Source organism: Bacillus sp. CGMCC 1.60114 (assembly GCF_042676365.1).
GTDB lineage: Bacteria > Bacillota > Bacilli > Bacillales > Bacillaceae_G > Bacillus_A > Bacillus_A rhizoplanae_A.
Genome location: NZ_JBHTHG010000025.1, coordinates 1 through 14,034, shown reverse-complemented (window position 1 = coordinate 14,034; position 14,034 = coordinate 1). Strand labels below are relative to the sequence as shown.

The window sequence follows — 14,034 nt, the reverse complement described above, 5'->3', positions numbered from 1 at the left end:
GTGTAAAAATAACTCTTTATCCTAAAAAGATAAAATTTTATCCTCATGCAATTATGAACTTTTTGTGAACAAAAATAGAAAATCCAGCTGTTTTTGCACCATTTCTCCGTACCAGAATGTACTTTTGCACCATTTTTCCGTACTAAAATGTATTTTTGCACCACTTTTCCGTACTAAAATGCCACTCACAACAAAAATTAATTAAAAATTTTTTACATCTCTTCGTGCTTCCACATAGCTTTTTATCTATTTTATGAGTAATGCTTTTAAAAATCGTGATTTTTGCACTACTTCTCCATACCAAAATGCAAAAGTGCACCATTCTTCCGTACCAAAGTGTCATAGTTAATCATTCTCCCTTGAACCCTTGATACGTAAGGATTTTAACGAAAAGTGCACCATTCTTCCGTACTAAAATGCGATTTTACAGATATTTCTTCACTGTCTATACTTTAAACATATAAATGTGTCGGATGAAAGGAGGGTACAACATGAAGCAACGAAAAATGACTATGAAGCGACATATTCTCGTAGCGAATAAACTCCTAGCTTGTATGAGTGGCTTAAATCGTAAAACAAAACAAGATGATGGTCGTTATTACTATGAGAAACATGCACTCGGTTTAGCTCAAAACTTTTTGGAGATTAAATGGACGGCTTCTTTAATGAAACAGGTACTTGCCTATGTTTCTAAATGTAATAGTCAGGGCTATATTTCGTTGCTTTCTGAGCAGGAACTGGCAACTTCGATTCAGTGCTCTGTTCGTACCATTCAAAACAATAATAAACTGTTAGAGCAGCATGGAATTATTCAGTGGGATCGCCTATGGGGAGAGTACATTCAGGTCAATCTTAGCAATTACCTTGAAAACTTCTTGGATTTATATAAAAAAGAGAAAGAAACAACTGCTGATGAGACTCCATCCCTCTCTACTGAACACCCGGCACATCAGGAATCCTTTGAAGGTGAGCTTGACTCATACACTTCTAAAAGTGGATATACCTCTATCTCTGATGAGGTTATGTATTTACTATTTGAAATTAAAAACGTAAATGTTTTACGCATGGGATTACGAGCATTATTTGCATATGAGAAAGATGTGAATGTGAAAAAGGATACTGAAGCATTATTGTCCTACTCTGAGATTAAGCATGTACTGCCTAACTATATTGGATATAAAGCTGCAATTAAAAAAATGGCAGCGCAATTAAACCAAATTTTCCATGTTGAAATCTTAGAGAAACATGAATGTGTAAGAGAATTCTTCATAGAGAAACAACCTAAAAAATCCATCGTTGATAAGATTAAAGATGGTTTCATTATGTCCATAAATCTAACCGGTTCACGCGATAGTAAACAGCAAAGATTTATGGAAAAAATTATGGGTGAGCATCTGTTTTATAAATTTGAATCATTCTTTAAATCCTATGGACGCTATGACATAAAGAAAGATGACATTCATGCATTGGTTCATGAATTTGGTTTAAATCTTGTAGAAAAAGCATTAAATGCAGTCAAACTAGACCTACATAAGAGTGCTTTAGAAAATGTTGAATCATTCCATACAATATTAAGCCAAATGGAATCCAGTCTACATACATATATCCGAAAAATTGTAAATGGGTACTATCAGGCGAAAATTACCGCTTGATTGTATCCTGCTTTCCCATGCTCTTTTTTAGACAATTCCTCTTTCTGAGTATTTCCCTCCTCTACTTTAAGAAAATTTCTTCTTTTATATTACGTACTCTTTCTCTTAATCCTCATATAATTGATAATGATTTTCATTTTAACGAAAAAAATCAAATAATAGGAGAAATAATCATAATAATACTCCAAATATTTCAAACATCTAGGTGAAAAATAAGCCTCCTTGAAAATTTCTCTTGTGAGTAAGTTTAATAAATGGAGGGGATAACCAAAAGAAAAGAAGAATCAAAAATTACTGAAAACCAGTAGTGACAATAGATTTCCCAATTTTAGTTTTTACAATGTTTTTAATATCTTAAATTATTTATTAATGTACTAATAAATATGTATTAATTATATAAAAAAGAAGTCTAAGTAAAAGTAAATATCATAATAGTGTCAACATCGGTTTGTTTTTCCAAAATTTCATCGGAATAAAAATCCCCATACAAATCGGTTACTGAGTTACATTGGCAGGTAAAAATCCAGCCTTTTTCTTTTCTTTCAAACGATAAGATTCCCCTTTGATATTAAAAATGACGGAGTGATGCAACAGGCGATCTAAAATCGCAGTAGCTAATACATCATCCCCAAACATTTTTCCCCACTCGATAAATGATTTGTTGGATGTAAGGATCATGGCACCTTTTTCATATCGTTTAGATACTACCTGAAAAAAGATGTTTGCTGTAAGTTCGTCAAAAGGGAAATACCCCACTTCATCCATAATGAGTAAATCTGGACGGCTCCACTTGTTTACTAACCGATTGATAGAGCCTTTAGAGTCTGCCTTTCGGCATTCAGTCACTACTTCATCAGCTGTTAAAAATAAGGCTGTATACCCTTGAGTAAGGGCCTCTACGGCAAAGGATACAGCTAAATGAGTTTTACCTACACCTGGCGGTCCAAGAAGAATCCTATTTTCCCCGTTTGCGATATACCGGCAAGTCAATGTCTCTTTTACTCGCTGCTCACTCACGCTAGGCTGAAAAGTATAGTCAAAATCATGAATCGTTTTGGTATAAGGGGTAGCGTCAGGAAAATGCGGATTTACAACGCTAAGCACATTTTCAAGACGATTCCCCCGTTTTTAACAACGTTAAGAAAGTTTTAGTGGTCTTAAAGAATCTAATGAGACCATTTTCTCCGAATTAAAATGGTATTCTCCTAGCAAATTAATATGTTCCCAACCTAGGGGTGACATATGGTGCAATAATTCTTCATTAAAACTACCTGACCTTTTTTGATATTCAACTGCTTTTGTTAGATGTAAAGTATTCCAGATACTGATGGCATTGATGATTATATTTAAGGCACTGGCTCTTTGCAATTGATGCTGTATGGTTCGTTCCCTAAGCTCGCCTTGTTTTCCGAAGAAAATAGCTCTTGCAAGCCCATTCATCGCTTCTCCTTTATTCAATCCTTTTTGTATCTCTCTTCTTAATGATTCATCTGAAATATAATTTAAAATAAAGATCGTTTTTTCTATTCGGTCCATCTCACGTAAGGCTGTAGCCAAGCTGTTTTGTCTTGAATAAGACCTTAGTTTCCCCATAATAAGCGATGCTGAAACTGTTCCTTCCCTTATAGAATGAGCTAATCGCAAAACATCCTCATAAATTTAGAGCCGTTTTAAATCAAATGCTCGATACTTATGAAAATAGTGGAGTTTATCAAGAACAGTTGCAATATGAAATGAAAAATATGTTGGATAGACTTACTGATTTTATGAAACCTTCAGAAATTAAAGATTTAGTTGCTGGATATTTTGAAAATAAAAAGGAGGAACCAAAAATGAACTATGAAGAAAAAAAAGAGGTTTTACTTTCTCCGAAAAATGAGCGAGAAGTTGAGTATAAAGTAATGGATGAAAAAATCACAAAAAAATGATATAAACACCGATAAAGAACTATTTTTTATAACAGGTTATAAATTTTACCATTTTATCTTTAATCTGGGAAGGGGTAACTTTTGGGTTCTCCCCTAAATTTGTCGAACCTTATACTATATAGATAATCATTCATTATCGAATTTTGCTGAATTGACAAAAATCCCAAACGATACTGGCTTTCGAAAGATAATAAAGGTAAAATAAAAGTCAAATAAAAGTACGAAAAAATGGAAAACGCCTTATTCCCCCAACCGACCAAAGTTTTGGGAATAAAGCGTCTGGTATGAACACAAAGAAAATCTTTGTTGTTTACATTATATGCTATAAGTTTAGCAAAATATAAGTAAACCTGTAAAGAGTTCTCTTTGTATAGTGTTGATATTATCCAAAGACAATTGTAAAATAAAAATAGCTTATTTAGAAACGATAACTTTTCCGAAGTTTCGAAATAAAAAAATAAAACCCCACCGCACAGTTTTAAATTGGCTTCTAGTTTGGCGACCGGAACCAATTTAAAACTCCTCAAGATAGGGTTTTAATTCACAATATAATTGTATGTGTTTTTCTCTAATATCATACTTGATGTTAAAATTATATCATACGGTACATACAATGTGAATATAAAACCTCTATTTTTCTCGCTTATTTGCGGTGGAAAAAATAGGAGGTTTTTTCTATGGCAACAAGTTACGAAAATGTAACAGCTGCTGATCTGAGTAATAACATCCAGATTGGTTCAGAAACATTCCAAACAAACATGAAATTTAGTAAAAAGAAAAAAACACAACAAAAATTCCTCATGCATGGGCCAAAGTTTTTTGATGAGATTAATCAATATTTACTCAAAAATCATGAACTTGGAGAATATGCTTTGCCTTCATCAGCATTGGCCACTTATATTTTACTTCACTATAAAGTAAATGATTTAGGGCAACTTCCACGTGATTTCAAGTTATCCGATATTGCGAATGAATCGGATATTCCCTATACAACCATTCATACAGGCTTTCAAGCTTTACTTCGCTCTGGACTTGTTAGAGAGATTTTTATTAACGGGATTCCAGTGTATGTAATTTGCAATTATGAAAAGTTAAATCGTACAGCAAGAGAATCTAAAGATCAAGACGGTGGACTCTCATACTTTCGACTTCCTAATCTATTGTTAGAGACTTCTATTTTGAAAGAATTAGTTTCTCATCGTGACAGTAAAGGCATCATTGAACTTTTAAACCTATGTAATAATTTCACTCGTGAGCTTAAATTTAAGAGTAACGATTCTATTGAAAAATACACGTTACCTCGTAACATGGACAGCTTAAAAGAGCGTTTAGGAAGAAATGCAAAAAAGGTGCGTAACTACATAGAAATTATCTCACCACTTTTTAAATTTGATGCTGTTGTACAGAAAGTTCGAAATCCACGTAATCGAATAACCCGTATACGTGAAAAAATCCAGCAAATTGTTATTACTCAATTTACAGTTAGTATGAATCCTGAATGTGTGATTGAAAATGACCAAGTTGAGACCAGACAAACTGAAGCTAAAATGCGAAAAGAAGCAATGGCTCGTTTTAAATCAGCGGGTATTGCTTTAGCAAATAAAGATCGTAGAGACATTACTGTAGCGTTTAAAAATGAAATATCAAAGATTGCTGCTTTCATTAAAGATAAAAAACTCCGTGATGGTTTAATGACATATGCAATGACATATGCAATGGACCAATTCGAAAGTTTATTAGCAACAGAGAAGATAAAGACAATCGGTGGATTTGTACGAGCAAAACTCCGCGAATCACTAGTTTCATGGCGTGATGCTTACTTAGATGATACAACACGACATGAAATACTCGTTAAACTAGTTGAGAATAAGATTAATGTACCAGACAGTCTTCGTCTGACCTGATTTTTAAAAAATAAATAGATTATAAGCCTTGTTCAAAAAAATCAATTATGACAGGGCTATTTGTCATGCAATGTTTTAATATCAAGCCTTTCTTCATCCTCATAATTTAAGAGAAACAGTAGGTTCAACTTTTTGTGCCTACTGTTTTTTATGTCCTCATATTCTAAAATACGGTTGGAAACTTGTGAATTTCTTAGTAATTCAATGCATTAGTTGTGTGAAACTTAATATGTTGTTATTAATCTTGTTTAAATATGGATAATTTGTACTTGTACTTATGAATAAGTTAGTATTTCGATTCAAGTTTTCAGATGATTCTCCAACTCTTAGAGCCCCAAGGGATTGGTAAGTTTGAAGTTTCTCTATATAGTTATTTGTACTTTATATTTTTTTATGTTTAATTTTTATATAAAAAATTGATTACTATACTTTAAATTAAATTTATACATTAAAAATGAATTATTAATTAAATAAAACTTTTATTAAATCTCTATGTGAATTTATAAAATTAAGAAATAAGAAGACTATATTTATGTACAGTGATTAATATAATTTTTTTAAAAATACAGGCTACATTAAAACAGAATATACTTGGATCAAAACACATTTTGTAGAGCCTTGTAAATACATGTGCAATCTTTAGGGAAGTTTGACTTCTTTTAGGGAAGCACAAGGATTTTCTTAAACTTCCTAGAAATGCTACAGCAACTCACCTAATCTTTAAATCTCATATTAGGAGTTGATTGTATGAGTCAAGTCATACCTTTAGGACGTTTACAACGTCCATTAAACAGTTCGGACATTGCAAACACATTAAACATCTCCCCAAGTACATTGCGAACGTATACAGGTCATTTCAGACGTCTAGGACATCAATTTACAAAAAAGAATGGCCGAATATTGTATTCTACGCATGATGTAGAGCTATTTAAACAAATGATCGAGTTGCATGAACAGGGTTTTGGAACAATTCCTGAATGTGTTTTAAATGTTTTAAACGTCCACAACAACGTTGTAAACATCTCAAACAATGTAAACAACGTTGAGGACACAATGGACAACGTAGACAAACAACGTAAACAAGTTAAACAAACTGAGGACACCTCCCCTCCTATTAGCGCGGCAAATGAAATTGCTGCGTTAAAAAAGGAAATGGAAGAACTACGAAAATATGTCGATGAAAGCATAAAAAAACGAGATGAATTGTTGCTGCAAACATTGCGAGAAGTATTAGAATCTAAACAACAGAAACAAAAAAAGAAGCGATGGTGGCAATTCTGGAAGTGAACCAACCATCCCCAACCCCTTCCAAGCTTAGAAGGGGTTGGGAAGACCTTTGAACCTATTTGTAATAGGTTCAAGCGTTTTGGTGGAGTGAATCTGTCAATTCCTTATCCTCCTTCGCAAAGAACACTCAGTCCGGTACCATGGACAGATGCCATGTGTATTCCTCTACTGTTTAATTGCGGTAATAAAAGCTTTTAGATAAAGAGCCCTAGATGAATTGCATTTAGGGTTCTTTGTTTTTGAGGTTTGTAAAATTAATATTCTCGCCCTCTTCCTTCTCAACATCCACTTTCCATTCATAACTCGTACTTGCAGTCCTACGATGTTATTTTTCTATGAATTTCATATAAAAGATGTATTATTTTTTATATAAAATAAATTAAAAATCTTGAGTTTAATGTTTTAGGTTCATTTTTTGTATTATTTTCATAGATTATTTATATTTAATGCGCGTTGAAAAAGCACTAGAAATATACTTCTAACGCAATCATAAAATTCTGCATTAAATTAATATAAAAAATATATAAAATTTATATAAAATAAGAGTATTTTGTATTGTGATTCTACCTAAGAAGGTTTATAATGTAATTAAGATATAAAAAAGGAATAAAAAACATATAAAAAAGGTGGTTTTTGAATATGATAATGAGAACGGTTGCTGATATTGGAAATAGTGAATTGAAAATGATGATTAATGGTGAGTTAGTCAAACAACAAAATGTAAATAAGCGTGTATTTGGTCGTGTGAAAAATAAAGAGGGAAGTTTGCAACATAGTGTAACAAATTTGATGGATGAAATTTGTGTTCATGTAACAAGTGATGCGATTGAGCGTGATGGGAAATTCTATGTAGGATATCGTGCTGCACACTCTAATGGCAAACCAGATGCCTTGGACATTGAATTAGGAGATAAACATAAGCGAGATCTACCAGTAATCAATGTTCTATCTGTTATGGCAACTAAAGCGGTACAAACAATTTATAATGAAGTAGGAGAATTGCCAAAAAACATGGAAATACCAGCATCACTCATCTTAGCAATTCCGGCTTCCGAATATGAACCATCTAAAGCTCGTTTTCTTGAAAGCCGTTTTAAGGATAATGAGCACCTTGTGATCGTATATGTAGGGGAAGAAAAAGTAACAGTACAAATTGCATTTGAAATTGTAAAGGTAACTCGTGAGGGTGTTCCGGCTTTATATGCGATTTTCGAAGGGAATTCTGATATGTTCACAGATTTCTGTGAGCTATATGAATTAGAAAATATAGATGGCCAATACTTTAAAAATAAGAAAATTTTACATGCTGATGTTGGAGATGGGACATCTGAGTACATTTATTCTGATGGTTTAAACCCTGTTCCAGACGCATGTTGGGGAGAAAAAAGAGGAATTGGTCATGCGATAGAAGGAGCAATTAAGCTGCTACAAGAGGAATATGAGGGCGGTGTAGATATTAATCGCCAACAATTTAGTGAATTACTTACGGATTCCACTGATAAAAAACATGATAAGGCTGTAGAATTCTTGGAAGATACACGCTACATTCAAGCTCAAGGAATTTATAATGATATCGAAAAGTCATACATTTATAAAACGGCTAGTAAAGCCGAAGTCCTTGCGGTTTATGGTGGAGGATCAATTGCATTAAAAGATGATTTATATAGAAAAGCATTAGAATTTTGTAAAGTAAACGACATGCAATTACTTTGGATTCCTGAAAAGTATGCAACTGAAATGAACGTTAGAGGAATGGAAATTTTAAGCGATAAACTAGTTTCTAAGGTGGCCAAGAAATGAGTAAACAGAAACGACGAGAACAGTATAACTGGAATTTTAAAAAAGAAACAAACCCTAAATTTCATGACTGGCTCGATAAACAATCAAACATATCTGAATCGTTAATTACACTGGTTTTACATTTTGTAGATCAGTACGGAATAAACGATGTAACAGACTATGAAGTATCAAAGCAAATGCAAAGAGATCTCTTCATGAAAGAAGAGTTTTATCAAGACATTGCTGCTTTATTAGAAAAGGCAAATGTAAATAGTATTAAGCTAAATAATAACGTACCAACTGTTAATGAAAATGAAACCGTTCCAGAAGGAACTGTAAGGTCCAGTGAGAAGATAGAGAACAAAGTAAACGTATCAAAAGAACACAAAGAATCTGATTCAATTGAACAAAAACAAAAAGATGATAATTATTTAGATAATGTTGATGAGAGTGCGATATTTGGTGACTGATTTGCAAGTTTAAATAAAAACCTTCTTGCTGTTTAATGTATCAGTAAGAAGGTTTTTATATTTATTTTATGATGATATTTGAAAGACTTGGGCGCTAGATAATATATTAGAATTTTCTGGTTCATCTTCAGATGAACCGCTATTTTTTTCTTCAGAATTGTTATTTTATTTTTGAGATTCTGTGCTCACCTTCATAACCTTCTTCGATAATAGTCATTTGATACAAAAGCTCCGAGTGTAAATAGCATTAAAGCAAACATAATCACAAATTTCATGACTGCGAATGAAATTGTAATTGTAAACATCAATAGCTTTAAAATTAGCCTAAGAATAAACTTTATAATATCCATAGATAGTCGCTCTTTTATAGCTCCATATCATGACTTTTTTGCTTTGTTTTATTCTTTTTCTTATCTTCATTATCCTCTTGTGTTTCTTTATTTGTTGAGTTTTTTACTTTGTCCAAATCTCCAACAGTTTGAATAGAATTTTTTGTATCGTCTATATCTACGCGGTCAGGCGTTCCATCATTATCTAAATCCCGTTCTTTTTTAATTTCTTCATAGCGAATACGAATGATTGGATCTCTAGCCATTATGGTATCTAATGTGCTAGCCCCTAATTTGTTATCTAATTCTTTCAAATCTAAAGATTCAATACTTGTTAAAAATGAATCTTTATATTGTTCCTCAAATAAATCTTTGAAGGAAATATATGTGATTGATTGAGAAGGAAATCCTCTTTCATTATCTTTTAAATCAAATAAAGTAAATTCTATACTTCCATCATCTTTTTCCTTAAAATCTTCAAGGAAACTTTTTTCAAATTCGCATAATATTCTATATGAAGTCTCATCTATCCCTCTATCCATAATGAACATTCCTTTCTTTATGATATTTAAAAAAAAGGATAGATAATAAGAATATCCATCCTTTTAAATTTCTATCGACTAATTGATTGTTTCTGGTGTTTATCTTTCGATATTTCTTTTGGTTCTTTTTTGATTTTTGTATCAAGTTCTTTAACGCCATTCAGTGAAAATTCAACTTTCTTTTGCTTGGGATTCTCTTTTCCATTTTCTTTGGCACGTTCTTTCTTTATATCTGCAAGAATACTTTGAAAATTATTGGCATGAATTTTTCCATCTTTATTTTCGGTTGAATATGACACAGAAGAAACATTTTGGTTAACAACAGCAGTCACTTTTTCAATTTGTTCAGGAGTAAAATTTTTCAGCATCTCTTTAAATTTATTTGATTCTTTATCTGTGCTTTTATCTGCAAACTGATTATCTAATCCTTCAGACATAACTTTTATATATTGAACCATTAATTTCTGTTCATCGTTACCCAATGAATTCAGCATATTTTTAACTTGTTCTTTAGCATCTTTAGAATTTGTTTCAACTTTAGTTTTTTCTTTTTTAGATTCTTTCTCTTTATTATTATCTTGTTTCGTTAACTTAGGTTCTTTTTCTACATCTTGTTTATAACGGTTTGCAAAAAGGTTTTCAACACGCTGCACTTCTTGTGAGTATAAACTTCTTTTAATTTCGTCAAGTTCTTCTAATTTTGAATAAAGAAGTTTTTCTTGTTTTGACAAACGATCATAATTAATATTATTCTCTTTTGGTTCTTTATTTTCTGATGAGGAAATTTCGTCATAGATTTCTTTTACTTTTTCAGCTTGTTCTGGTGTTAAATTTTGACGAGTTTCTTTTAAATCTTTTTCAGCTTTTTTAACTTCTTCTTTATCTAAAACTGCTATTTTTCTTTCAACAACATTTTTTAATGCTTTTTCAATTACATTTGCTTGTGCTGCGGAAAAGAAGAAAGAATAATCCTCTTTCCCATTTCTTACAACAGAAAAATCCACGCCTAATTTTTTTAACTCTTTTTGATAATCGCGTAATTGTTGCTTTGTTAAATTTTCATCTAAAGCAACTACGCCACCATTTTTTTCATGCTTATTAATAAGCTCACTAATTTTTTGTTTTCCAACTTTAGTATTGTCATCAAGAACATAATCTTTTGGATCTTGTTCTTTATTTTCCAGCAACTTTGTCAATGCTTCTAAAACACGTAATAAAGCTTGCTCTGATATTTTTAAAGTTTGTGCTACGACTTCCATTGCGACCTGTGTATGTTCATCTACAGAAACCATTTCCAGATCATCCCCTTTATAAATTATTTAACCAAATTATCCCATATATTGGCTAAAGATGATATAATTTCAAGAAGAAAATATTGGGATTTTAGATAAAGGCAAGCTATGGGATTACCATGGTAATCCCCCAAAACGGTGTTTTTGACTTGGTAGGAGATTCCTACGACCTTTACAAATATAAATAAGCGATTTTTGACAAAATCACTTATTTATTTGTTGTCGCTTCGCTCGATTAATTTTAAAAAATGGTGGTGAAATTATGGGGTTTATTCATAAAACATATTTGCAAATAACTTTAGATGAAAAAGATAAAGAAATGATAAAAAATAAAGCTATAGAAATGGGATATAAGTCAACTTCAGCATTTGTTATTGATTCAGCAAAATCACATTTCAAACTTGAAGTGGATATGAAAGCTTATAGAGATTTAGCTAAAGAAATAAATTATATTGGTAAGAACATAAATAGCTTAATTAGAAGGATCAATACAGATGGAATTTATACTGATTATGATATTGATTTTTTGAAAATTAATCAGAAGAAAATCATAAAATTAATCAATAAAGAATATGACCGATTAATTGATTTAAAAACCAAGTTTAATAGCGATAGCTTGAGTAAAAAACAGAAGGAAAAATTAATAAAATCATTATCGGAAAATCAAATCAAGATACCAAAAAAATTAGTATTAGAAGAAGTGTATGAAAAGATAAAAGAAGATTTTGTTTATATTATAGAATGCATAGAAAATTCCCCCGAACAAGATAAGACAGTAACAGAATATGTATGGCAATATTTATATGGAGATACGCTCTATAAGTTAGATGATGACCAATTAATAAAATTGGCCGATAGCATTTTTATTTTTGCACAGAAATTGAAATTTAAGTTATCCAAACTCGATAATGTTTTTTCAGATGATGATTGGTTTGAACTGAAAGATATTTTAGATGAATATGAAATTTATTAATTAAAGGATTGATTACAATGTCTATTGTTAAAATACAAAAAGTTAGGAATTTAGGGGCATTCATTAATTACGGTATGCAAGAGCATAAAACAAATGAAGAATTAGTTACATCGTATGAGTGTTCTATTGAAACAATAGAGAGAGATTTTAAAAGTGTTTTAGTTGACTACAATGAAAAGAATAATAGTAATAAAAACATGAGTGCAAGAATGATAATTCAATCATTTGATAGTGATGACAACTTAACACCAGAGCAAGTTCATCAGTACGGAGTAGAATTTGCTGATAATTATCTGAAAGGTAATCATCAATATACAGTAATTACACATACAGAAACGGATAATTTACACAATCATATTATTTTCAATGATATTGATTTTAATAACTTAAAAATGTTCGATTCTAAGCGTGCAAATTCTTTGGATAGATTACGTCTAGAAAATGATAAAATCTCTGAAAAATATGGTTTGTCGATAATCGAAGCGGGCAGAAAAGGAAGAAAAAAATATTTAGCTTTTAACGAATATGTAGCTAGATCAAAGAAGGAATCCTTCAAAGGAAAATTTGAAGAAATAATTGATAAAAATATATCAAAATCAAATTCATTTGATGAATTTTTAAGCTTAATGCAAAAAGAAGGATATGAGCATAAACAAGGAAAATATCTATCGTTTCAGAATCCGAAGTCAGGGAAATTTATGCGGACTAAAACAATGGGGTTTAATTACCTTGAATCCTCTATTAAATACAGAATAGAAAACAAAGGTTATTCACCGATTAAAACAAGTATTATGAACAGACAATGGATAGATAAATCCCAAGAGAAATTTAAAAATAATAAGGGACTTCAAAGATGGGCTACTAAACAAAACATTAATTACTTAAATGAATTAAGCTCTAAGCTATATAAACTAAATGTTTCACTTTCGGAACTCGATGAAATTGAAGCAAATAAAGAAGCATTAATTGACAGCTTTGAAAAGCAACTTTTAGGTATTGATAATGAAATTTTTAGATTAAAGAAAATGAAGGGTTGTTTCCAAACTTATAAAAAGAGTCATCCTTTAATCGTGGCGTATAAAAAAGCCGAAAATAAAATGGCATTTAAACAAGAACATTATCATGAATTTAAACAGTATGATGTTGCCAAGCGTGATATGAACTATCTCAAAAAGAATTATGACATAACTGATGAAGCTGAATTGCATTATAAGTTGTCATTCATGACAAAAGAACGAAATTTACTTTATGGAAGTTTAGGAAAAGAAAAAGAAGTGGAAATAGAAAGACAAGAGCAACACAGACAGCAACAACGTAAAAAAGAAAATGAAATATAAAAAAATTAGAGGACATCAAAAATAGGATATTGTATAGTACCGTGTAAATGGAATAAATAAATTAAAATGCTGGGAGGTGGAGCATTTTTGTTATCAATATGGAATGAGATTTTAGCGGCTCGTGAAGCGAGTATAAAGTTAGGTAAAAACCCTAAATATATATATTTTTTGTGGGTGAGACATTCAAATGTTTTATTGAAGGGTAGCGTAAAAATGGTAGGTAGAGAGTTACTGATTACAAGAGAAGGATACGAATACTTGAAAAAATTAGTAAAAAAGGAGAGTGACCTTGCTTATTACCTTTACTAATAGCAAGGTCTTTCTAATGTAATAAGATTTAAAGCTATTCCTTACATTCGTGTGAAAAGGAATAGCTTATTTTTATTGTTTTTAATGGTACAAATTCAAAATATAACAACTGATTCATATGTATCTAAAGAACCTAGAAATCTATATGGATGGTGAGATATATGAGTCAATATCAAATGTTGTATAGTACCCCTTACTTGTATTCTTCAAAAACTTTGCTTCAAATGTTTAA

General features: G+C 31.2%; 12 protein-coding genes and 1 pseudogene. 9 read left to right on the top strand and 4 right to left on the bottom strand.

From position 1 onward, the window contains the following. Positions 1-491 precede the first annotated feature (491 nt). Positions 492-1,652 carry a hypothetical protein gene (locus ACFQZ1_RS09020; RefSeq protein ID WP_377881797.1) on the top strand — a complete coding sequence of 387 codons (1,161 nt, stop codon included), beginning with the start codon at positions 492-494 and terminating at the stop codon, positions 1,650-1,652. Positions 1,653-2,147: 495 nt separating this feature from the next. Here ACFQZ1_RS09020 and istB read toward each other — a convergent pair whose 3' ends face one another. Together istB and ACFQZ1_RS09010 are read right to left on the bottom strand one after the other, a co-directional pair. Beyond that, the gene (gene istB / locus ACFQZ1_RS09015) at positions 2,148-2,756 is read right to left on the bottom strand and encodes an IS21-like element helper ATPase IstB (protein ID WP_377881796.1); all 609 of its coding nucleotides are present in this window, start codon (positions 2,754-2,756) and stop codon (positions 2,148-2,150) included. A 33-nt stretch (positions 2,757-2,789) separates the two neighbouring features. Continuing rightward, positions 2,790-3,308, bottom strand: a pseudogene (locus tag ACFQZ1_RS09010) (Tn3 family transposase); the annotation flags it as partial. Positions 3,309-3,331: 23 nt separating this feature from the next. Here ACFQZ1_RS09010 and ACFQZ1_RS09005 point away from each other — a divergent pair. From ACFQZ1_RS09005 to ACFQZ1_RS08985, 5 genes are all read left to right on the top strand, one after another. Then, a complete protein-coding gene (locus ACFQZ1_RS09005) occupies positions 3,332-3,580 on the top strand; it encodes a hypothetical protein (RefSeq protein ID WP_377881795.1) in 249 nt (82 codons plus the stop codon). A gap of 677 nt (positions 3,581-4,257) precedes the next feature. Next, positions 4,258-5,484: a hypothetical protein gene (locus ACFQZ1_RS09000; RefSeq protein WP_377881794.1), complete on the top strand. Its 1,227-nt coding sequence runs from the start codon at positions 4,258-4,260 to the stop codon at positions 5,482-5,484. A 747-nt stretch (positions 5,485-6,231) separates the two neighbouring features. Continuing rightward, a complete protein-coding gene (locus tag ACFQZ1_RS08995) occupies positions 6,232-6,771 on the top strand; it encodes a MerR family transcriptional regulator (protein ID WP_377881793.1) in 540 nt (179 codons plus the stop codon). A gap of 639 nt (positions 6,772-7,410) precedes the next feature. Then, on the top strand, positions 7,411-8,571 hold the full coding sequence (locus tag ACFQZ1_RS08990; RefSeq protein WP_377881792.1) for a hypothetical protein: 1,161 nt from the start codon (positions 7,411-7,413) through the stop codon (positions 8,569-8,571). Continuing rightward, positions 8,568-9,020, top strand: a complete 453-nt coding sequence (locus ACFQZ1_RS08985; protein ID WP_377881791.1) for a hypothetical protein — start codon at positions 8,568-8,570, stop codon at positions 9,018-9,020. Before ACFQZ1_RS08990 ends, ACFQZ1_RS08985 begins: the two co-directional genes overlap by 4 nt. A 364-nt stretch (positions 9,021-9,384) precedes the next feature. Here ACFQZ1_RS08985 and ACFQZ1_RS08980 read toward each other — a convergent pair whose 3' ends face one another. Beyond that, positions 9,385-9,891: a hypothetical protein gene (locus ACFQZ1_RS08980; protein ID WP_377881790.1), complete on the bottom strand. Its 507-nt coding sequence runs from the start codon at positions 9,889-9,891 to the stop codon at positions 9,385-9,387. A gap of 71 nt (positions 9,892-9,962) precedes the next feature. Further along, a complete protein-coding gene (locus ACFQZ1_RS08975) occupies positions 9,963-11,183 on the bottom strand; it encodes a DUF3801 domain-containing protein (protein ID WP_377881789.1) in 1,221 nt (406 codons plus the stop codon). A gap of 262 nt (positions 11,184-11,445) precedes the next feature. Here ACFQZ1_RS08975 and ACFQZ1_RS08970 point away from each other — a divergent pair, with 262 nt between their 5' ends. The 3 genes from ACFQZ1_RS08970 (at position 11,446) to ACFQZ1_RS08960 (ending at position 13,802) form a co-directional block, all read left to right on the top strand. Next, positions 11,446-12,156: a hypothetical protein gene (locus ACFQZ1_RS08970; RefSeq protein WP_377881788.1), complete on the top strand. Its 711-nt coding sequence runs from the start codon at positions 11,446-11,448 to the stop codon at positions 12,154-12,156. Positions 12,157-12,173: 17 nt separating this feature from the next. Then, complete coding sequence (locus ACFQZ1_RS08965) at positions 12,174-13,493, top strand: relaxase/mobilization nuclease domain-containing protein (protein ID WP_377881787.1); 1,320 nt, start codon at positions 12,174-12,176, stop codon at positions 13,491-13,493. Between the two features lie 87 nt (positions 13,494-13,580). After that, a complete protein-coding gene (locus ACFQZ1_RS08960) occupies positions 13,581-13,802 on the top strand; it encodes a hypothetical protein (protein ID WP_377881786.1) in 222 nt (73 codons plus the stop codon). The last annotated feature ends 232 nt before the right edge of the window (positions 13,803-14,034 follow it).

What these genes read in the sequence shown, in the direction of transcription:
- ACFQZ1_RS08995 (WP_377881793.1), top strand. Translation starts at nt 6,232, where the DNA reads ATGAGTCAAGTCATACCTTTAGGACGTTTACAACGTCCATTAAACAGT.
- ACFQZ1_RS08990 (WP_377881792.1), top strand. Translation starts at nt 7,411, where the DNA reads ATGATAATGAGAACGGTTGCTGATATTGGAAATAGTGAATTGAAAATG.
- ACFQZ1_RS09000 (WP_377881794.1), top strand. Translation starts at nt 4,258, where the DNA reads ATGGCAACAAGTTACGAAAATGTAACAGCTGCTGATCTGAGTAATAAC.
- ACFQZ1_RS08970 (WP_377881788.1), top strand. Translation starts at nt 11,446, where the DNA reads ATGGGGTTTATTCATAAAACATATTTGCAAATAACTTTAGATGAAAAA.
- ACFQZ1_RS09020 (WP_377881797.1), top strand. Translation starts at nt 492, where the DNA reads ATGAAGCAACGAAAAATGACTATGAAGCGACATATTCTCGTAGCGAAT.
- ACFQZ1_RS09005 (WP_377881795.1), top strand. Translation starts at nt 3,332, where the DNA reads ATGCTCGATACTTATGAAAATAGTGGAGTTTATCAAGAACAGTTGCAA.
- ACFQZ1_RS08985 (WP_377881791.1), top strand. Translation starts at nt 8,568, where the DNA reads ATGAGTAAACAGAAACGACGAGAACAGTATAACTGGAATTTTAAAAAA.
- ACFQZ1_RS08975 (WP_377881789.1), bottom strand. Translation starts at nt 11,183, where the DNA reads ATGGTTTCTGTAGATGAACATACACAGGTCGCAATGGAAGTCGTAGCA.
- ACFQZ1_RS08965 (WP_377881787.1), top strand. Translation starts at nt 12,174, where the DNA reads ATGTCTATTGTTAAAATACAAAAAGTTAGGAATTTAGGGGCATTCATT.
- ACFQZ1_RS08980 (WP_377881790.1), bottom strand. Translation starts at nt 9,891, where the DNA reads ATGGATAGAGGGATAGATGAGACTTCATATAGAATATTATGCGAATTT.